Origin of the sequence: Rhodanobacter sp. B04, assembly GCF_002001125.1 — a bacterium.
Taxonomy (GTDB): Bacteria; Pseudomonadota; Gammaproteobacteria; order Xanthomonadales; family Rhodanobacteraceae; genus Rhodanobacter.
Window position 1 is genome coordinate 107,955 of the sequence record NZ_MUNV01000012.1, and the last position, 19,979, is coordinate 127,933.

A 19,979-nucleotide genomic window follows, 5' to 3' on the forward strand; every position below is an offset into this window, starting at 1 on the left:
GGGATGACTCAGTGGATCAGCAACAGTCCGGCGATGCCGAACAGACAGACGAACAGGGCAAGCCGGAACAACGAGGGATGCCACACCTGGCGATACAACCCAAGGCGACCGACCAGCATGTCGAGCAGCACCATCAGCAGCAGGCAAACAAGGAACACCGGCAGCAAGCCCGGCACCAGCACGCCATAGATGGCGATTTCATGCGGCATGAACGGACTCCGGCGAAGATGACGGGATGTACCTGGCGAAGGGCGACTCATCATCACGTAGCGCGCTGCGCAACTGGTACAGATGCAGGCGGACCGGTTGCCCGGCGGCGGCGATGATCGCCGCATGCACGGCAGCGTCCGCTTCGCGCCAGCGCGCGGCATCGGGCTCGCGGTACAGCCGCGCGATCGCGTGCATTGCCGTCGTTGCCGCACGACGCGCGGCAGGCGCGATGTCGCCGCCCGAGGCCAGCTGCTGGCGCAGCTCGATCATCGTGCGGCCACTTTCCTGCACGGCCAGCGCCCAGGCCAGCAGGCTGCGCGACTCGTCACTGCCCGGCCGCGTATAGGTCACCACTTGCTGGAACAAATCGCGAACCAGGCTTTCGAAGCGCCACGCCAGACCTTCCAGCGGAGCGGTCGCCGCCAATACCGCCTGCTCGCGCAAACGCCGGAACTGGCGCGTGCGTTGCCAGCCGCTGCCAATCACGCTCGGCAGCAGGATGAAGGCGGCACCCGCCAGCGCGAGGCCAGCAACCTGCGCAATGCCGTCGTTGAGGAAGTGCGTCGGGTCGTACACCATCGGATTCTTCAGCGCGAGGATGTAGACGAAGCCCAGCGTATAGCCGGCACCAACGCCCGGCAGCGTATCGCGCGTGCTCAGGTACGGGCCGATCAACATGAAGCCCGCGCTGGCACCCATCAGCGAAGCGAAATCGTTGCTGCCCGGCAGCAGCCCGTACACCACCACGAAGGCTGCCAGCATGCCGGACGCATAGCCGTAAAAGGTGTGCGTCGCGGCACTCACCGGATTCGGCGAAGCGGCCAGCAGGCCACTGAAGATCGTCGCCAGCAACATCGCGCTGGCGCCGAAGGGCCAGCCGCTGGCCAGCCAGAAGGCGCTGAGCGCCACCATCGTGAGGAAGGTGCGCAGCACGCCGACCAAGGCACCGGGAATATCGTTGCCACGCAGAAAGTGCACCTTCTCCACGCTGCCACGCACCTGCGCCTCACGCAGCGAGCCTTCGAGCGTGGCGAAATCGCGCAACTCGGCGGCAAAACGCTGCAGCAGCGTGGCACCGGTGTCGAATTCCAGCTGCGCCAGCGGCGCAGGCAGCGGCGCGCGCAAGGCCACCACCTGCGCAGGCAACCGCGCCACGTATTCGCCCAGACGCGCCGCCAGCACGGCGGACTGATGTTGCTGCGCCAGCCCGGGCGAGAGCGCCGCAGCCAGCGGCCGGTAAAGCGAGATCAACGCATCGGCAACGGTGGGACTGCCGCTGCGCTGCAAGCGGTTGATCAGGTGATGCAACGACTGGAAACTGGTCGCGGCAGCCATGTAGCGCTGGTTGAGCAGCCGCATGCGGGTGCTGCGCGCGTGTACTTCCGGATCCTCGAAGATCACCGATGCGCGCATGTCCTCCAGGCGCACCGCGGCGCGTGCCAGCGCGAGGTTCGCGTGCTCCATCCGCTCGCGCGGCATGTTGCCGGCCGTGCTGTCGCGCACGAAGTCGATGAACAGATTGAATTGCGCTTGCGCACTTTGCCGCAGCAGCAGGCGCAGCCGTTCGGGCCAGACCAGATCGCTGACCACGGCGGCCACCAGGATGCCGAGCAGGACCTCGCTGACGCGCATCACTGCCGAGTCGAATACGCCGAGCGGATTGTTGATCGCCGGCAAGGTGACGATCGCGGCGGTGTAACCGGCCAGCACGAAACCATAGGACATGAAATTGCGGTACAGCGTGGCGCCACCGGCACATAACGCCACCCATACCGACAGGCTCAGCAGGAACAGTTCGCGCTGCTGCGGAAACAGCGACATCAGGGCCAATCCGAACAGACTGCCGGCCAGCGTGCCGATCGCGCGGTAGAAGCTCTTCGCCAGCACCATGCCGCTGTGCGGATGCATCACGATCGACACCGTGATCATGGTCGTCGAGGGCTGCTCCAGCTGCAGCCACATCGCCAGCCACGCGGCCAGATAGATCGCCAGCAGCGACTTGCCCACGAAGATCCAGGCGCGCCATTCGCCGGCAACAAAATCGCCCAGCCACGGCCAACGCGACGAGGCCGGCACGGGTTCGGTGGCGGGCACAGTCGACACTGTTCAGACCTGCTCGAGCCGGCCGAGGAATTTCTTCAACAGCTTTTCCAGCTGCGCCATCTCACGCGGCTGCAGGCCGGAGGCCTGGCGTTGCAGCAAGCTGCAGATGTCAGGCAGAAAGCTCTCGATCATCGCGATGCCTGCCTTGCTCAGGGTGAGCGCAATTTTTCGACGATCCTCGTCGCTGGCGGTGCGCTCGATCAGCCCCTTGTCGCACAGCTCGTTCGTCAGCCGGGTGATGTTGGCGGATTTCTCGCCAGCTGCCTCGGCCAGCTGCGTCGGGTTCAGCGTATACCCGTCGGTGCCGTACAGCATCATCAACAGGTTGTACTCCGGATGATTGATGCCCCATGGCTTGAGCAACGCATTCGCATCGTCGTGCACGCGCTTGTAGATGTGCTTGATCAAGCGCACCAGCACGGCCGGTTCACGGGGAAATGCAGGATGCCGCTGGCGGGTAATTGCCAGACGCTGTTCGGTGTGGAAAAAGCTGGCCATGGGGTGGCTCACCAACATTTAATACATAAATGTAATATCTATTTGTGTATTTTATGCCGGCGCGCGAATGTGCACAAGCCTGCCGTCGGACGGGTAAGAAAAAGGCGCCATCAAGGCGCCCATCATTTCAGAAAGACCGTGCGGTCTCAGCCGCCATGTATCGGGAAGGTTTGCGCATTGCCTGGCGTGGAGTTCGGGGTTGCGGGAGCGTTCGACGAACGCACCGGATTGATCTGGCGTGCACCGCACTGATAGGCGCCCCACGGCTGCGAGCCATCGACCGGTTCGGCCAGCGGCTTGATGGTGTCCGCATGCATCTTGGCCGCCTCGTTGCGCGCCAGCACTTCCAGTTCGTCGCGCACGGTGATGCCGTTGCGGTCGACCGGACCGACGTGATCCATCACCGATACGGTGACCTTGCCCAGATCGCGGCAGCTGGAGACATCGCCGCTCCACGCGGTGCGGACGTTCCTGGCGGCATCGTCCAGGGTGATGCCCCAGCTGCAGGCGCTCAACAAGACGGGGACGAGCAACAACAGGGACTTGCGCATGTAAAGGCTCCGCAGTGACATGAAAGAGAGGCCAGACCCTTGCCGGCCCGGCCTCCATCCTAACGCGGGGATGTACCGGCGTGCTGTACGCCGGCTTACTCCCTCACTTCATCAACTGACCATCGGCATCGATCACCTGCACCTCGCCGAGGTTCAGTGCGCGCACCGGCACCTCGATCTTGCCGAGGTCGCCGACGATCACCCAGGTCATCGCCGCGGGCTGCACGATTTCCTTGATCGCCGTCTCCGCCGCCGCGGGCGTGACCGCTTCCAGCTGCGACTTCAAGGTCTGCACGTAGTCGTCCGGACGGCCGTACTGCACGATGCCGCTGATCGCACCGAGCACGGCACTGGTGGTCTCGTAGCTGCCCGGCAACGCACGCACGCGCTGGTCCTTGATCTTGGCGATCTCGGCGGCGGTCAGCGGCCTGTCACTGATGACCGCGCGCGCCTCCTTCAGCACCTCGGCTGCCGACTCGGCGGTCTTGTCGGTCTGCACCGGCGCGAAGAACAGGAACGGCCGCTGACCCTGCGCATCCATCAGCATGCTGTTTGCGCCATACGCCCAGCGCTTGTCCTCACGGAGATTCATGTTCAGGCGCGAGGTGAAGGTGCCGCCGAACGCCCCGTTGGCCGCCTGGATCGCCAGGTTATTGTCGGCGCGGGTCGAAGGCGCCAGCAGCCCGGCGAGGATCAGCGACTGCGGCGCATCGGCGCGGTTGATCAGGAACACCCGCGGCTTGGCCTGTGCCGCCACCTTGGCGATGTTCTTCTTCGGCACCGCCGTGGCGGGAGCCTTCCAGTCGCCGAACACGGCATCGAGCTGCGGGATGATCTGCGCCAGCGTGGTATCGCCGGCGACCAGGATCTTCACGTTGTCCGGGCGCAGCCAGTCGTGCTGGAACGCGACCAGATCCGCATCGGTCAACGCCTTGATCTCGCTTTCGGTACCCGAGCCGGTGAACGGAATGCCATAGGCGTGATGCTCGCCATACAGCAGCGGCGGCAACGTGCGCAGGGCCAGCCCGGTGGGCTGGGTTTTTTCCTGTGCAATACCGGCCAGCCACTGGCCGCGCACGCGGTCGATGTCCGCTGCCTTGAAGGCCGGGTTGCGCACGATATCGGAGAACAGGCTCAGCGAAGGCTGCAACTGATCGTTCAATGCATCAAGCGAGGCGACACAGCTATCCAGGCCGCAGCCGACATTGGTGATCGCACCCAGTCGCTGCCTGCGCCTGGCCACTTCCACCGAGTCGAGATCCCTCGTGCTTTCGTTCATCAGGCGGGTGGTGAAACTGGCGGTGCCAAGCTTGCGACCCTGATCGGCGGCGTAGCCCGAATCGAACAGCAACTGCATCTGGGTCACGGGAATGGTGTGGCGCTCGGCCAGGATCACCTCGATGCCGTTCTTCAACTTGCCGTGCTCGAGTTTGGGGAAACTCAACTCGGGGAACCGGCTGACCTGCGGCACGCCGGCGCTGCGATCCAGATCGCTCTTGCTCACGCTGTAGACATGCGCGGGCGGCAATTTCGGCTGCGGTCGACCCGCCGCCGCGCCCAGCGCCATCACCTTGGCATCTTCGACGGCCGGATCGAAACCCTTGTCGGCCGGCAGCACGGTGAGCAGGTAATCGCCCTTGCTCAGCCACTTGTCTGACGCAGCCTTGACGCTGGCGATGCTGGCCGCTGCGGAACGCACGAGGTCCTTCTTGTAGGCACCCGGATCGCCGCGATAGACCTGCCCCTCAGCGAGAATCACCGCCTTGCCGCCGAAACCACCGACCTTCTCCAGGCCTCGCACGAAGCCGGCGCGGTTGGCCACCTTGGCGCGATCGAGTTCATCCTGGGTCGGGCCGCTGGCGAGGAACTTCCTCAGCTCCTCATTGATCACCGCCTCCACCTTGGCCGGATCGACACCTTGCTTTACATCGGCCTGGATCTGGAACTGGCTGGCCAATGCGAATTCGCCGATATCGGCAGAGATGTGGTCGACCAGCTTGTCCTGGTAGACCAGGCGCTGGTACAGCCGCGAGGTCTTGCCGCCGCCCAGTGCGAAAGCGGCGAGGTCGAGCTGGATCGCATCGTCGCTGCCCAGCTGAGGCACCACCCAGGTGCGGATGATGCGCGGCTGCGCCACGTGATCGTGCTGCACGCCGCGGGTGGATGCCGGCAGCGGGGTGATCCACGCCTGCTGACGCGCTACCGCCGGGCCGGCCGGAATGTCGCCGAAATACTTCGCGGCCTTTTCCTTGGCCTGCGCCACGGTGATGTCGCCGGCCAGGACCAGAGTGGTGTTGGCGGCACCGTAATTGCTGTGGAACCACGACTTCACATCGTCCAGCGAAGCGGCGTCGAGATCGGCCATCGAGCCGATCGTGTCGTGCTGGTACGGATGGTTGGCCGGATAGGTGTTGGCCAGGATGTTCTCGTCGACGCGACCGTACGGGCGGTTTTCACCCTGACGCTTTTCGTTCTGCACCACGCCGCGCTGGGTATCGAGTTCCTTCTGGCCGATCGCACCGAGCAGGTGGCCCATGCGGTCCGATTCCATCCACAGCGCCATGTCCAGCGCGGTGGTCGGCACGGTCTCGAAATAATTGGTGCGGTCGAACCAGGTCGTGCCGTTCATGTCGGTGGCACCGGCCTTCTCGAACGGTTCGAAATACGTGCCCTTGTGGTTTTCCGAGCCGGAGAACATCAGGTGCTCGAACAGATGCGCAAACCCGGTCTTGCCCTTAGGCTCGTCGGCAGAACCGATGTGGTACCAGATGCTCACCGCCACCACCGGCGCCTTGTGGTCTTCATGCACCACCACGGTCAGGCCGTTCGGCAGGGTGAAACGGGTGTAGGCGATGTCCGGAATCTGGCTGGATGTCGCGCCAGGCGCCGCCGCCGGGGCCGCCCGCGCAGGCAATCCGCCAACTGCCAGAGTGATCAGACCAGCAAGGATCAGAGCCGAAGGCTTTCTAGCCACTATGAACTTCCCGTTTCATGAATGTGATCCCCGAGACTAACGACGCAATAGACCCATCGCAATAACTTGCAGTGAAATCCCGCGCATTGTCCGGCCGCTGTCCGATCGTGCCGCCAGACTGTCCGCGGACAATCAAGCGCCCCCTGCCAAGCCAGGTTCAACCTTTATTATCAAACACTTACATCCATATTCCTCTTGGCACGGCGATTGCTTTTCATGGATACAGGGACCTGCCCCTTCATCGGAGAATGACCATGAAATTCGAAACCTTGATGTTGCGCACGCTGTTCGTTGCCTGCATGGCCGTCTGCTCGCTGATCATGGGCGCCATGCTCACGACCACCACACCCTCGGCACAGCTGGCTGCCAACCGCAGCGTGAGTTCCATCCTGCTGTCCGCACCGACCACCTGCGCGTTGCCGCCGGACGGTGTGGTCTGCCCGCGGCAGAATGGCTGAGCACGCCACGCGAATCACCGCGGAGCATGGCAGGTACGCGATAATCACCGGATGCTCCACGTCATCCTGTTCCGTCCCGAGATCCCGCCGAACACCGGCAACGTGATTCGCCTGTGCGCGAACACCGGCGCCGCGCTGCACCTGATCCGACCGCTCGGTTTCGAGCTTGACGATGCACGCTTGCGCCGCGCCGGCCTGGATTACCACGAGTACGCCCGCGTCGCGGTGCATGACGAGCTGGCCAGTTGCCTCGCTGCGATCGGCATGCCACGGGTGTTCGCCTTCACCACCCGCGGTCGAGTCGCCCACATCGATGCCGGCTTTGCCGATGGGGATGCCTTGCTGTTCGGTTGCGAGACGGCCGGCTTGCCGGCAGATGTGCTGGAGACGATCCCCGCCGAACAACGCCTGCGCCTGCCGATGCGTGCGGACAGCCGCAGCCTGAACCTGTCGAACACGGTCGCCGTGGCGGTGTACGAAGCCTGGCGCCAGCTCGGCTTTGCCGGGGCCGCGGACGTCTAGCAGCGGCCACCGGGCTACAATCGCCGGATGAATGCCGCCATTCCCAACTCCTGGTTGCCACAACCGCTGCGCAAGCTCGCCGGCCGCGCGCTGGAAACCGCGCTGAACCACACCTTGTCGCTGGATCCGGACACCCGACAGCGGCTGGCCGCGCTGGAAGGCCGCAGCGTGCAACTGCATCTGCGCGGACCGGAAATCGCCCTGGCGGTGACCGTCGAAGACGCGCGCCTGAAGGTCGGACCGCCGCAGGACGACAGCCAGCTGCGCGTCGCCGCCACCCCGGGCAGCCTGCTGGCGATGATGTTCCGCCGCGACGACGACGGCATCGCGCCGGGCAAGGTGGAGATCGCCGGCGACGCCGAGCTGGCACGCCGGCTGGAGAAACTCGCCAGCAAGTTCGCCCCGGATTTCGAGGAGGCGTTCGCCCGCACCTTCGGTGACGTGCTTGGCGTACCGCTGGCCAAGGCGGTACGCAAAGGCCTCGCCCACGCGCGCGAAACCGCCACGCATCTCACCGAGGACAGCGCCGATTGGCTGCGCGATGAAGCCCGCATCGCGCTGGCGCCAGGCGAAGTCGAGGGTTTCCTCGATGGCGTGGACCACTTGCGCGAACGCAGCGAGCGGCTGGAATCGCGCGTGCAGCGATTGATCCAGCGCCTGCAAGGCAACGCCGCGTGACGCCGCTGAAGGTGGTGCCGCGACTGCTGCGGGTCGCCTCGGTCCTGCTGGCCTACCGGCTCGACGAACTGGTCGACGCCGCGCACCTGTACCGGCCGCTGAAACTGCTGCGCCCGCTGCTGGCGCGCCCGCGCGCGAACGTGGCGCAGCTTCCGCGCGGCGAACGCTTGCGGCTGGCGCTGACCGAGCTGGGGCCGATCTTCGTCAAGGCCGGCCAGGTGTTGTCGACCCGCCGCGACCTGGTCCCGGCCGACATCGCCGACGAACTCGCCCTGCTGCAGGATCGGGTCGCGCCTTTCTCCGGCAGCGAGGCGCGCACGATCGTCGAGCGCGAACTGAAATCGTCGATCGGTTCGCTCTACGCGCAGTTCGATGAAACGCCGCTGGCCTCGGCCTCGATCGCCCAGGTCCATGCCGCCACCCTGCACGACGGCCGCGAGGTGGTGGTGAAAGTGCTGCGGCCCGGCATCGACGCGCAGATCGCGCGCGATGTGAAACTGCTGCGCTCGCTCGGCGAGCTGGCCCAACGCTGGCATCCGAACGCCGACAAGATCCGTCCGCTCGACGTGGTCGCCGAAGTCGAGAAGATGCTGGAGAACGAGCTGGACCTGCAGCGCGAAGGCGCCAGCGCCAGCCTGCTCAAGCGCAACTTCGACAATGGCGTGGATCTCTACGTGCCGGCCGTGCACTGGGAGCTGACTGCGCAACGCGTGCTGACGCTGGAACGCGTGCACGGCATCAGCAGCGACGACATCGCCGCGATCGACGCCGCCGGCCTCGACCGCAAGGCGCTCGCCGCCAAAGGCGTGCGGGTGTTCTACGAGCAGGTGTTCCGCGACAACTTCTTCCACGCCGACGCGCACCCCGGCAATATCTGGGTCGATCCGACGCGCACCGGCGAGCCGCGCTTCATCGCGCTGGACTTCGGCATCATGGGTTCGCTGCCGGAAGCAGACCAGTACTGGCTGGCGCAGAACTTCATCGCGCTGTTCGAGCGCGACTACGCGCGCATCGCGCAGCTGCACGTCGCCGCCGGCTGGATGCCGGCCGACGTGCGACTGGACGAACTGGAAGCCGCGGTGCGCACGGTATGCGAGCCCTACTTCACCCGCCCGCTGTCGCAGATCTCGCTGGCCGAACTGGTGGTCAAACTCTTTCAGACCGCGCGCCGCTTCGAGCTGACCCTGCAACCACAGCTGATCCTGCTGCAGAAGACCCTGCTCAACATCGAAGGCGTCGGCCGCATGCTCGACCCGGAGATCGATATCTGGGCGGTAGCGCACCCGGTGCTCAAGCGCATCCTGCGCGAACGCTACAGCCCGCTGCGCACCTTGCGCGAGGTGCGCAAGCGCCTGCCCGAGTGGCTGCACAACGCCCCGCAGTTCCCCGAGCTGGTGCGCGACGCGCTGCGTCAGATCGGCCGCGGCGAACAACGCAGCGTGAGCGATCCGCAAGCACTCCAGTTGCTGCGCGAGAACGCCCGGGGCCTGCACCGGTTGCTCGCCTGCGGCATGCTGGGCAGCGCCTTGCTGGTCGCCGCCGCACTGCTGTGGACGATGGCGCCGCAACACGGCAATTGGCCACCGCTGCTTGCCGGCGGCGCCGGCCTGCTGACCTTCGCCGTCGGCTGGCCGCGCTCGCGCTGAACCTGCAGGAGCGCGCCTTGTGCGCGATCGACGATGCCGCAAGTCTCATCGCGCACAAAGCACGCTCCTAGCAGAACGAAACCATGCTTGAAATTCTCTACCAGGACGACGCGCTGATCGCGGTGAACAAGCCGGCGAACCTCGCCGTGCATCGTTCGAAGATGGTCGGCAACGCCGAAGAATTCCTGATCGACCAGTTGCGTGAACAGATCGGCGACAACGTATATCTGGCGCACCGGCTCGATCGTGCCACCAGCGGCGTGTTGCTGATCGCGCGCAGCAAGGACGTCGCCGCCAGGCTCGGCGAACAGTTCATGGGCCGCTCGGTGCGCAAGCGGTATCTGGTCGTGGTGCGCGGTTGGCCCGACCCGCTGGAAGGCGTGATCGACTATCCGCTGCCCGGCTCGCGCGAGACCGGCCCGCGGCGCGAGGCGCGCACGCAATACCGGCGACTGGCCACGATCGAGGTACCGATCGAGCTGGGCCGCTATCCGCAGCAGCGTTACGCACTGGTGCTGGCCGAGCCGGAAAGTGGCCGCTTCCGGCAGATCCGCAAGCATCTGGCGCACATCCACCACCCGGTCATCGGCGACTGCCAGCACGGCCGCGGCGACCACAACCGGCTGTACAAGCAGTACTTCGGCTGCCATCGAATGTTGCTGCACGCGTGGCGGTTGCGCTTTGCGCATCCGCTGACCGGCGTTGCGATGGAGTTCGAGGCTCCGCTGGATGCCGCGTTTGCCGGGTTGCTTGATCGCTTCGGCTGGGTGTTGCCTGGAGTGAGTGAAGAAGAGTGAGAAGTGAGAGCAAGTAGGGGCAGGATTCAGCGCCGCTTTTCTCTCACTCCGCACTCCTCGCTTCACCTACTCACTTCTTGCCCTCTACACTCCCCGCATGTTGATCGTCAGTCCCAGCATCACCCTGCCCGAGTCCGAACTGGTCGAACGCTTCCTGCGCGCGGACGGTCCCGGCGGGCAGCATGTGAACCGCACCGAGAGTGCGGTGGAGCTGCGCTTCGACGTGATCAATTCGCCGTCGCTGCCGGAGGAAATCCGCATGCGTTTGCTGGCGCGGCGCGACCGCCGGTTGACCGGCGAAGGGGTGCTGGTGATCCAGGCACGCCGCTTCCGCGATCAGGCGCGCAATCGCGACGACGTGCGCGAGCGGCTGGTCGAGATCATTCGCGGCGTCCTGATTCCACCGAGGAAACGTGTCGCCACCAAACCGACCCGGGCCTCGCAAGAACGCCGCCTGGTCGGCAAGCAGCAACGTGGCAAGATCAAGCAGGCTCGTTCGCGCAAACCGGATTTCGAATGAACGGTCATCTTCTGGCGCCCAATCAACTGCCACCGCGGATGCCGAAACTGCGCGACGGATGGCAGCGCCGCATCTGCCGTGGCGTGCTTCGCCTGGGCGGTTGGAGCCTGCTCGGCGACTTTCCTGACGTCCCCAAGTTGGTGCTGATCGCCGCGCCACACTCGTCCTGGTGGGACGGTGTCTGGGGCCTGCTGATCAAGGTGGCGATCGGTGCCGACGTGCATTTCATGGCCAAGCAGGAGCTGTTCCGCGGGCCGCTCGGCGGCCTGCTGCGCCGGCTCGGCGGCATGGCCATCGATCGTGGTGCCGCCAAGGGCGTGGTCGAGCAGATGATCGACCAGTTCCACCGACGCGACAGCTTATGGCTGGGCATTGCACCGGAAGGTACGCGCAAACCGGTGACCCGGTGGAAAAGCGGCTTCTGGCACATCGCCCATGATGCCGGCGTACCGGTCTTTCCGGTGGCCTTCCATTATCCGGAAAAGATCATCCGGCTTGGCCCGCTGTTCGACACCACGGACGACATGGCAGCCGACGTCGCCCGGCTGCGTGCGTACTACGCGCCGTTCCAGGGCAAATACCATGGCATCTGAGCTGGCCCGCCCTGGCTATCCCGCTCCCGCATGTCACTCGCAGCGGACACTTCCATGCTCGGCATCCAGCACTACGGCGCCTTCCTGCTCGCCTGCATCGCGCTGAATCTCACGCCGGGGCTGGACACGTTCTACATCCTCGCGCGCAGCGGCCGCGAAGGCCATGCCGTCGGCCTCGGTGCCGCACTGGGCATCAACGCCGGTTGCGTGGTGCATACGCTAACGGCGGTGTTGGGACTGTCCGCGATCCTGACGACCTCGGCCACCGCATTCACCGTGCTGAAATACCTCGGCGCCGCCTATCTGATCTGGATCGGTCTGCGCATGCTGTTGAGCCGGCAGGGCGCGCACGCCCCGACCGTCACGCGCGGCCACGGCTGCGCCGCCGCCTTCCGGCAGGGCATGCTGACCAATGTGCTGAACCCGAAGGTGGCGCTGTTCTATCTTGCCTTCCTGCCGCAGTTCGTCTCGCTGCATGCCGCCCATGCGCAGCTCGGGCTGCTGGTGCTGGGCTTGAGCTTCATCGGCACCGGACTGTGCTGGTCGCTGCTGCTCGCCCTGCTCGGCGGGCGCATCCATCGGCTGCTGCAGCGCAAGCCGCAGATCGGACGCTGGATGGATCGCTTGTGCGGCGCGGTACTGCTGGGCTTCGGATTGAAACTGGCGTTGCAACAACGCAGCTGAAGCACGCGTTCAACGCTGCGAGTGTCCCGACTCGTCGTAATCACGGTGGGTCAACAGGCCGGGACGGATCAGGTCGATGAAGGCGCGCGCCTCGGCGCTGAGGAACTTGCCCTTGCGCATCACCACGCCGTAACTGCGCTGCGGGAAATACTGCTTCATGTTGCGCACGGCCAGCCGCTTGTGGTCGGCCTCGGTGATGCAGATGCCGGTGACGATCGAGATGCCCATGCCCATCGCCACGTATTCCTTGATCACGTCCCAGCCGCCCACCTCGATCGCGACGTGGTACGGCACCTGGCGCTGCTGGAATACCAGGTCGACCAGCCGGTAGGTGGACAGCCGCTGCGGCGGCAGGATCAGCCCATACGGCGACAGATCCTCCAGCGTGACCTTCTCCTTGGCGGCCAGCGGATGATCCGGCGGCATGATCAGCATCGGGTCGTAGTGATGCACCGGCGCCCAGGCGATGTCGTTCGGCACGTCGAGCATCGAACCCACTGCGAAATCGGCATCGTCCGCACGCAGCAGCGCCATGCCGTCCTTGCCAGTGACATTGGCCAGCTGCAGCTGTACCGCGGGAAAGCGTTCGCGAAAACGGCGCACCAGTTCGGGCAGCAGGTACTGGATGGTCGAGGTACCGGCGGCAATGGTCAGCCGGCCACCCTGCAATCCCTGCACCCGGGCCTGAAAGTCGCGATCGAGGGTTTCCCAACCCTCGACCAGCGGCCGCGCCAGCTCGTATAGCGCCTCGCCGGCATCGGTGAGGTTGATGCGGCGGCGCCGGCGTTCGACCAGGCTCACGCCCAGCTCCCGCTCAAGCGCCTGCAACAGCAGGCTGACCGTGGGCTGCGACAGATACAGCGCCTCCGCGGCACGGGTCAGCGTACCCAGTTTCACCACGCTGACGAAGGCGCGCAGCTGCTTGTGGCGGTTGCCCTTGTAGTAGAAACGACCGCTACCCTCATGCGTCGACTCAACGCCCACGGGCTTTTTTGCTGCACCGCGGCGGCTTTTTTTTGCCTTGTTCAGCGCAACGGCAGGAGATTTCATCCCAGCATTTCAATACTTTAGCAAAGTTATTGTCAATGCTCATGTTAATAATTGAAACATTCACTTTGTCAAATAGTTGATTCATGACCTAGCTTCGAGCCACCCAGAGAACGGAGCGAAGTCATGGCAGTACCCAGGGAACGACTCGACCCAGGCACGCTTGAAATCCATGCCGACCCCAGCGGTTACGCAAGCATCCTGACGCCTGACGCCTTGGATTTCCTGGCGCAGCTGCATCGTCGGTTCGAGTCCACGCGGCAGCGCCTGCTGCAGGCCCGCCGCGTCCGCCAGGCCGGCTACGACGCCGGCGCGCTGCCGGATTTCCGCGCCGATACTGTCGCGATCCGCGAATCGGACTGGCGCGTGGCGCCGATCCCGGCGGCGCTGCAGGATCGCCGCGTCGAGATCACCGGCCCGGTCGAACGCAAGATGATCATCAACGCGCTGAACTCCGGCGCGAAGGTGTTCATGGCCGACTTCGAGGATTCCTCGGCCCCCACCTTCACCAACCAGCTCGATGGCCAGCTCAACCTGCGCGATGCGGTGAACGGCACGATCGAACTCACCACGGCCGAAGGCAAGCACTACCGTGTCAATGCCAATCCCGCCGTGCTGGTGGTGCGTCCGCGCGGCTGGCACCTGCACGACAAGCACTTCAGCGTGGACGGCGAGGCGATGGCCGGCGCGCTGGTCGACTTCGGCCTGTTCGTGTTCCACAACGCCCGCGCGCTGCAGGCGCGCGACCGCGGCCCGTACTTCTACCTGCCCAAGCTGGAGGCGATGGAAGAAGCCGCGCTGTGGGACGAGGCGATGGCGATGGCCGAGGCTGAGCTGAACCTGCCGACCGGCTGCATGAAGGCCACCGTGCTGATCGAGACCTTGCCGGCCGCGTTCCAGATGCACGAGATCCTGCACGCCCTGCGTGGCCGCATCGTCGGCCTCAACTGCGGCCGCTGGGATTACATCTTCTCGTATCTGAAAACCCTGCGCGGCCACCGCGACCGCCTGCTGCCGGAACGCGGCCAGGTGTTGATGACCGTGCCGTTCCTGAAGGCGTATTCGGAGCTGCTGATCCAGACCTGCCATCGCCGCGGCGCGTTCGCGATGGGCGGCATGGCGGCGCAGATCCCGATCAAGGGCGATGACACGGCGAACGAGGCCGCACTGGCCAAAGTGCGCAGCGACAAGCTGCGCGAAGTGCAGGCCGGCCATGACGGCACCTGGGTGGCACACCCGGCACTGGTGCCGGTGGCGCAGCAGATCTTCGACCAGTACATGCCGACACCGAACCAGCTCGACGTGCTGCGCACGGATGTGCAGGTGAGCCGCGAGCAGTTGCTCGCCACACCGAACGGCACCATCAGCCGCATCGGTTTCGACAACAACGTCGAGGTCTGCCTGCGCTACACCGCGGCATGGCTGGGTGGCCTGGGCTGCGTGCCGATCCATCACCTGATGGAAGACGCCGCCACCGCCGAGATCGCTCGCGCGCAGCTGTGGCAGTGGCTGCATCACGCCGGCATTCCGGCCGGCGGGGCGCCGACCGGGGGCGCGCTCGAATTTCCCGACCACGCGCCGATCGACTTCGCGCTGTTCGATCACGCGCTCGCCGCGCATGCCCATCGCCTGCGCGACAGCGACGTACCCGGCGCCGATCGCGTCGATGCCGCTGCCGCCCTGCTGTCCGCCCTGACCCATGCCGACCAACTCGGCGACTTCCTGACCCTGCCCGCCTACGACCAGCTCGGCTGACGCCAGGCCGCCGAGCCTCGCACCACCTTCGATTCCACGGAGCCACGCCATGAAAAACACCACGCTGCCCACCGCCGAACAGATCACCCTGGACTGGAACAACAACACCCGCTGGAGCGGTATCCAGCGCAACTACTCCGCCGAGGACGTGGTGCGCCTGCGCGGCACCGTCGCGGTCGAGCACTCGCTGGCCCGCCGCGGTGCCGAGCGGCTGTGGAAGTCGCTGCACAAGGAAGACTTCGTCAATGCGCTCGGCGCGCTGACCGGCAACCAGGCGATGCAGCAGGTCAAGGCCGGCCTGCAGGCGATCTACCTCAGCGGCTGGCAAGTCGCCGCCGACGCCAACGTGGCCGGCGAGATGTATCCCGACCAGTCGCTGTACCCGGCGAACTCGGTGCCGCTGGTGGTCAAGCGCATCAACAACACCCTGCTGCGCGCCGACCAGCTGCACCATGCCGAAGGCAAGGACGATACCGACTGGCTGGTGCCGATCGTGGCCGACGCCGAAGCCGGCTTCGGCGGCGTGTTGAACGCGTTCGAACTGATGAAGGCGATGATCGAGGCCGGCGCCGCCGGCGTGCACTTCGAGGACCAGCTGGCCTCGGTGAAGAAGTGTGGCCACATGGGCGGCAAGGTGCTGGTGCCGACCCGCGAGGCAGTCGACAAATTGAATGCCGCGCGCCTAGCCGCCGACGTCGCCGGCGTACCGACCCTGCTGGTGGCACGCACCGATGCCGATGCCGCCGACCTGCTGACTTCGGACATCGACGACAATGACAAGCCGTTCATCACCGGCGAGCGCACCGTCGAAGGCTTCTATCGCGTGCGTCCGGGCCTGGATCAGGCGATCAGCCGCGGCCTCGCCTACGCGCCATATGCCGACCTGATCTGGTGCGAGACCAGCAAGCCGAACCTGGAAGACGCACGCAAGTTCGCCGAAGCGATTCACGCCAAGTTCCCGGGCAAACTGCTCGCCTACAACTGCTCGCCCAGCTTCAACTGGAAGAAGAACCTGGACGACGCCACCATCGCCCGCTTCCAGTGCGAACTGGGTGCGATGGGCTACAAGTTCCAGTTCATCACCTTGGCCGGCTTCCACAGCCTGAACTACGGCATGTTCGAACTGGCCCGCGGCTACGCACGGCGCCAGATGACGGCCTTCGTCGAGCTGCAGGAAAAGGAGTTCGCCGCCGCCGAGCATGGCTTCACCGCGGTGAAGCACCAACGCGAGGTCGGCACCGGCTACTTCGACGCGGTGACGCAGACGATCCAGCAGGGCCAGTCCTCGACCACCGCGCTGAAGGGCTCGACCGAGGAGTCACAGTTCCGCCAAGCCGTGGCGTAAGGGCGAGTAGTGAGGAGAAAGGAGTGAGAGGTGAGAGAGAGCTGGCGGCGTGCTGCGCACCTGCTTTCTTTCACCCATCACCTTTCACTCCTCATTTCTCACTCCTGTTCTCCGGCACCAGCGCAATCACCGTCCAGCCCGGCTTCGGCTCCAGCTCACGCTTGGTCGATGCCACCCGCAACGCCCCTTTTTCCTCCACGCCGAACATCAGCACGGCATTAGAGCCATATTGCTCGATGAAATGCGGCCAGTCGAACGTGCTGCTCAATCGGGTCGACTTGATCCGCCAGCCCTGTCCGAGCATCTCGGCAAAACGGCCATGCGTCATCTCCTCGTCGAACAGCGCCGGCGCCAGCAGACTGCCCGACAAGGCCGCGCGATCGGTGTTCTCCTGCGGCGTCAGGTTGCGCAATCGGTAGATCTTGTCGCGGCCGAACTCCTGCCGGTAATGCACGCAGGCCAGTGAATTGCGCTCGCGATGGGTGGACACCGCCAGCAGGCGGCCGATGCCGGTCAGATCCAGATGACGCTCGGCATGCGGCGACGCCGGATTGCCGAAGAACGTGGGCAAGCCGTCCATGCGCGCCTGGCGGATACCGTCCCAGTCATCGTCGGCCAGCATCACGCGAAATCCGGCTTCGTCCAGCGCCTTGCCGATGGCACGGGCCACCTCGTCGGAGCCGAAGATAAGCAGGCCGCGCGGCTCCGGCTCCGCCACCTTCAGCCACTTCGCCAGCGGCCGCGCGGTCGCACTCTGCAGCACGACGGTGCCGATGATAAGGATGAAGACCAGCGGCACCAATGCTCCGGCTCCCGCCACGCCCAGTGCATTAAGACGCAGGGCAAACAGCGCGGACACCGACGCCGCCACGATGCCGCGCGGAGCCACCCAGCCGATCAGCGCACGTTCGCGCCAGCTCAATGCACTGCCCAGACTCGACAACAGCACCGTCAGCGGACGCACGACCAATTGCGCAATCGCGAACAGCGCGATGCCCGCGCCCAGCATGCCGTCCGGCAACGGCCAGTGCAGCCGCGCCGCCAGCAGGATGAACAGCACCGACACCAGCACGGTGGTGAGGCTTTCCTTGAAGTCTAGGATGTCGTCGATGTGCACGCCGCGCATGTTGCCCAGCGCGATACCCATGATGGTCACCGCCAGCAGGCCCGATTCATGCGTGATCACGTTGGAGACGCTGAAAGCGAGCAGCACCGCGGCCAGCACCGCATAGTTCTGCAGGTATTCGGGAATCAGCTGCCGGCGCAGCAGGAATCCGGTCAGCCATGCGCTCAGCGCGCCGGTCACCGCACCGCAGCCGATCGTGGCGACGAAGATGCCGATGGTGTGACCTTCCTGCCGCGATACGATCGCCTCGAAGATCAGCACCGCGAACAGCGCGCCCAGCGGATCGATCACGATGCCTTCCCAGCGCAAGGTGTTGGCGATGCGTGCGTTGGGCCGCAGCGTGCGCAGCATCGGCGCAATCACCGTCGGCCCGGTGACGCAGGCCAGCGCGCCGAACAGCAAGGCGATCGACCAGCTCAGACCGGCCACCAAATGGGCTGCCAGCGCCAGCAGCAACAACGCGGTTACTGCGCCATAGCTGACCAGCCCACGCACCACGTGACCAATGCCCGGCAGCTCATGAAAGCGCAAGGTCAGGCTGCCCTCGAACAGGATCAATGCCACCGCCAGCGACACGATCGGGAACAACAGGCTGCCCAGCAACTTGTCCGGATCGAGCACACCACCGACCGGCCCGAGCAGAATCCCGGCCAGCAGCAGGAACAGGATCGCCGGCAACTTCACCCGCCAGGCCAGCCACTGCGACAGGAAGCCGATCATCAGCATGCCGGCGAGCATCAGGCCGAGTTCGATAGTCATCGCTGTCCCTGGGCCAAGGTCGGAGCGCTATCGGAGCACGCGCCACCTTGCGCGTCTAGAGCGAGAAGCGGCGGGAGAAGAATCAGAAGCGAGAGAAAAGCCGGGGCACGCCATGGTCTTGCTTTCTCTCATTTCTCGCTCCTCTCCGCTCACTCCCGCTTCACAGCCTCCGGTACTGCAGCGCTTCGGCCAGATGCTCACGCTCCAGCAAGGCTGCGCCGCCATCGAGATCGGCGATGGTGCGGGCGACCCGCAACACGCGGTGATAGGCGCGCGCGGAAAGACCCAGCCGTTCCAGCGCGGTTTCGAACCAGCGCCGCTCGGCCGGTCCCAGCGCGCAGTCACGCTCCAGTTCGCGCGTGCTGATTTCGGCATTCGGCCGGCCCGCCCGCATCAGCGATTGTCGCCGCGCCTTCAGTACCCGGGCGCGCACGGTGGCGGAATCCTCGTCGTGCTCGCCGCGCGGCGAGCCGAGGTCGGCCAGTGGCACCGGCGGCACTTCCACGCAGAGATCAATACGGTCGAGCAGCGGGCCGGAGATGCGGGCACGGTAACGCTGGATCTGGTCCGGCGTGCAATGGCAGCGCTGGCGTGGATCGCCGGCATAACCGCACGGACACGGGTTCATCGCCCCGACCAGCTGGAACTGCGCCGGAAACGTCGATTGCCGCGCCGCCCGCGAGATCACGATATGGCCCGACTCCATCGGCTCGCGCAGCACCTCCAGCACATGCCGGCTGAATTCCGGCAGTTCGTCCAGGAACAGTACGCCATTGTGCGCCAGCGAAATCTCGCCCGGCCGCGGATACGAACCGCCGCCGACCAGCGCCACCGCCGAGGCGGTGTGATGCGGCGCCCGGAACGGTCGGCGCCGCCATTGCGCCAGATCGGTATTCTGCCCCGCCACCGAAAGCACCGCGCAGGTCTCCAGCGCCTCCGATTGCGACAGCGGCGGCAGGATGCCGGGCAAGCGTTCGGCCAGCATGGTCTTGCCTGTGCCCGGCGGCCCCATCAGCAACAGATGATGACCGCCGACGGCCGCGATCTCCAATGCGCGCCGCGCCTGCAACTGGCCGCGCACATCACGCAGATCCGGGCCACTGTCCGCACCGCCATCGCTGGGAATGCCGACCGGCGCGGACAATTCCTGCACGCCGCGCAACCAGCCGCATACTTCAGCCAGCGTGTCGGCCACCCGCACATCCACGTCCGGCACCAGCGCGGCTTCGGCGGCGTTCTCACGCGGCACCACCATCCGGCGGCCGCGCGCGCGCGCGCGGAGCAGCGCCGGCAGCACGCCGGAGACGCTACGCAGGGTGCCGGTCAGCGCCAGCTCGCCGAGGAATTCGCAATCGTCCAGCTTCTCGCGCGGCACCTGGCCGCTGGCCGCAAGAATGCCCAAGGCAATCGAGAGGTCAAAGCGGCCGCCGTCCTTCGGCAGCTCGGCCGGCGCCAGGTTCACGGTGACACGACGGTTGGGGTATTCGAAGGCGGTGTTCTGGATCGCGACGCGCACGCGATCGCGCGCCTCGCGTACCGCAGCCTCGGGCAGGCCGACGATATTCGTGGCAGGCAAGCCACCGGAGAGATGCACCTCGACCATCACCTGCGGCGCGGCGATGCCTTCCTGGGCGCGGCTGAGGGTGACGGCAAGACTCATGCGGCCGACGGTCGCTGCTGCACGGAAGGGTCGCTGCCATGCAGGGACATCGG

19 protein-coding genes are annotated in these 19,979 nt (G+C 65.6%); 10 read left to right on the plus strand and 9 right to left on the minus strand.

The window, feature by feature from the left end; translation table 11 throughout:
- Positions 1–8: 8 nt before the first annotated feature.
- The 5 genes from B0E46_RS11450 to B0E46_RS11470 form a co-directional block, all read right to left on the minus strand.
- Positions 9–209: a DUF1656 domain-containing protein gene (locus B0E46_RS11450; RefSeq protein ID WP_077555918.1), complete on the minus strand. Its 201-nt coding sequence runs from the start codon at positions 207–209 to the stop codon at positions 9–11.
- Positions 199–2,313 (minus strand): FUSC family protein, encoded by a 2,115-nt coding sequence (locus B0E46_RS11455; protein WP_077555919.1) that lies wholly within the window; start codon positions 2,311–2,313, stop codon positions 199–201. Before B0E46_RS11455 ends, B0E46_RS11450 begins: the two co-directional genes overlap by 11 nt.
- A gap of 3 nt (positions 2,314–2,316) precedes the next feature.
- Positions 2,317–2,811 carry a MarR family transcriptional regulator gene (locus B0E46_RS11460; protein ID WP_077555920.1) on the minus strand — a complete coding sequence of 165 codons (495 nt, stop codon included), beginning with the start codon at positions 2,809–2,811 and terminating at the stop codon, positions 2,317–2,319.
- 146 nt (positions 2,812–2,957) lie between these two features.
- The gene (locus B0E46_RS11465; RefSeq protein WP_077555921.1) at positions 2,958–3,362 is read right to left on the minus strand and encodes a DUF4156 domain-containing protein; all 405 of its coding nucleotides are present in this window, start codon (positions 3,360–3,362) and stop codon (positions 2,958–2,960) included.
- Positions 3,363–3,465: 103 nt separating this feature from the next.
- Complete coding sequence (locus B0E46_RS11470) at positions 3,466–6,336, minus strand: pitrilysin family protein (RefSeq protein WP_077555922.1); 2,871 nt, start codon at positions 6,334–6,336, stop codon at positions 3,466–3,468.
- Positions 6,337–6,590: 254 nt separating this feature from the next.
- Here B0E46_RS11470 and B0E46_RS11475 point away from each other — a divergent pair, with 254 nt between their 5' ends.
- The 8 genes from B0E46_RS11475 (at position 6,591) to B0E46_RS11510 (ending at position 12,234) form a co-directional block, all read left to right on the plus strand.
- Complete coding sequence (locus tag B0E46_RS11475) at positions 6,591–6,794, plus strand: hypothetical protein (RefSeq protein ID WP_077556050.1); 204 nt, start codon at positions 6,591–6,593, stop codon at positions 6,792–6,794.
- Between the two features lie 51 nt (positions 6,795–6,845).
- The gene (gene trmL / locus B0E46_RS11480; RefSeq protein WP_077555923.1) at positions 6,846–7,316 is read left to right on the plus strand and encodes a tRNA (uridine(34)/cytosine(34)/5-carboxymethylaminomethyluridine(34)-2'-O)-methyltransferase TrmL; all 471 of its coding nucleotides are present in this window, start codon (positions 6,846–6,848) and stop codon (positions 7,314–7,316) included.
- A 27-nt stretch (positions 7,317–7,343) separates the two neighbouring features.
- Positions 7,344–7,994 carry an SCP2 sterol-binding domain-containing protein gene (locus B0E46_RS11485; protein ID WP_077555924.1) on the plus strand — a complete coding sequence of 217 codons (651 nt, stop codon included), beginning with the start codon at positions 7,344–7,346 and terminating at the stop codon, positions 7,992–7,994.
- Positions 7,995–7,999: 5 nt separating this feature from the next.
- Positions 8,000–9,640, plus strand: coding sequence for a ubiquinone biosynthesis regulatory protein kinase UbiB (gene ubiB / locus B0E46_RS11490; RefSeq protein WP_174567080.1), 1,641 nt, complete (start codon positions 8,000–8,002; stop codon positions 9,638–9,640).
- Positions 9,641–9,723: 83 nt separating this feature from the next.
- Positions 9,724–10,437, plus strand: coding sequence for a pseudouridine synthase (locus tag B0E46_RS11495; RefSeq protein WP_077555926.1), 714 nt, complete (start codon positions 9,724–9,726; stop codon positions 10,435–10,437).
- A gap of 97 nt (positions 10,438–10,534) precedes the next feature.
- Complete coding sequence (gene arfB / locus B0E46_RS11500; RefSeq protein WP_077555927.1) at positions 10,535–10,957, plus strand: alternative ribosome rescue aminoacyl-tRNA hydrolase ArfB; 423 nt, start codon at positions 10,535–10,537, stop codon at positions 10,955–10,957.
- Complete coding sequence (locus B0E46_RS11505) at positions 10,954–11,550, plus strand: 1-acyl-sn-glycerol-3-phosphate acyltransferase (RefSeq protein WP_077555928.1); 597 nt, start codon at positions 10,954–10,956, stop codon at positions 11,548–11,550. The genes arfB and B0E46_RS11505 overlap by 4 nt, the downstream gene beginning before the upstream one ends.
- A gap of 54 nt (positions 11,551–11,604) precedes the next feature.
- The gene (locus tag B0E46_RS11510) at positions 11,605–12,234 is read left to right on the plus strand and encodes a LysE family translocator (RefSeq protein ID WP_077555929.1); all 630 of its coding nucleotides are present in this window, start codon (positions 11,605–11,607) and stop codon (positions 12,232–12,234) included.
- 9 nt (positions 12,235–12,243) lie between these two features.
- Here the strand turns inward: B0E46_RS11510 and B0E46_RS11515 are convergent, their stop codons facing one another.
- Entirely contained in the window at positions 12,244–13,284 is a 1,041-nt protein-coding gene (locus tag B0E46_RS11515) for a LysR family transcriptional regulator (protein WP_077555930.1), read from the minus strand.
- The gene (locus B0E46_RS17735) at positions 13,208–13,369 is read right to left on the minus strand and encodes a hypothetical protein (protein WP_168171187.1); all 162 of its coding nucleotides are present in this window, start codon (positions 13,367–13,369) and stop codon (positions 13,208–13,210) included. The genes B0E46_RS11515 and B0E46_RS17735 overlap by 77 nt, the downstream gene beginning before the upstream one ends.
- Before the next feature lie 38 nt (positions 13,370–13,407).
- On the opposite strand from B0E46_RS17735, the gene aceB reads away from it, so the two are divergent.
- Together aceB and aceA are read left to right on the plus strand one after the other, a co-directional pair.
- Positions 13,408–15,036, plus strand: a complete 1,629-nt coding sequence (gene aceB, locus B0E46_RS11520; RefSeq protein WP_077555931.1) for a malate synthase A — start codon at positions 13,408–13,410, stop codon at positions 15,034–15,036.
- 49 nt (positions 15,037–15,085) lie between these two features.
- A complete protein-coding gene (gene aceA, locus B0E46_RS11525; RefSeq protein ID WP_077555932.1) occupies positions 15,086–16,381 on the plus strand; it encodes an isocitrate lyase in 1,296 nt (431 codons plus the stop codon).
- Positions 16,382–16,472: 91 nt separating this feature from the next.
- On the opposite strand, the gene B0E46_RS11530 is transcribed toward aceA, so the two are convergent.
- Together B0E46_RS11530 and B0E46_RS11535 are read right to left on the minus strand one after the other, a co-directional pair.
- Positions 16,473–18,266 carry a sodium:proton antiporter gene (locus B0E46_RS11530; RefSeq protein WP_077555933.1) on the minus strand — a complete coding sequence of 598 codons (1,794 nt, stop codon included), beginning with the start codon at positions 18,264–18,266 and terminating at the stop codon, positions 16,473–16,475.
- 160 nt (positions 18,267–18,426) lie between these two features.
- Complete coding sequence (locus B0E46_RS11535; protein WP_077555934.1) at positions 18,427–19,926, minus strand: YifB family Mg chelatase-like AAA ATPase; 1,500 nt, start codon at positions 19,924–19,926, stop codon at positions 18,427–18,429.
- Positions 19,927–19,979: the final 53 nt, after the last annotated feature.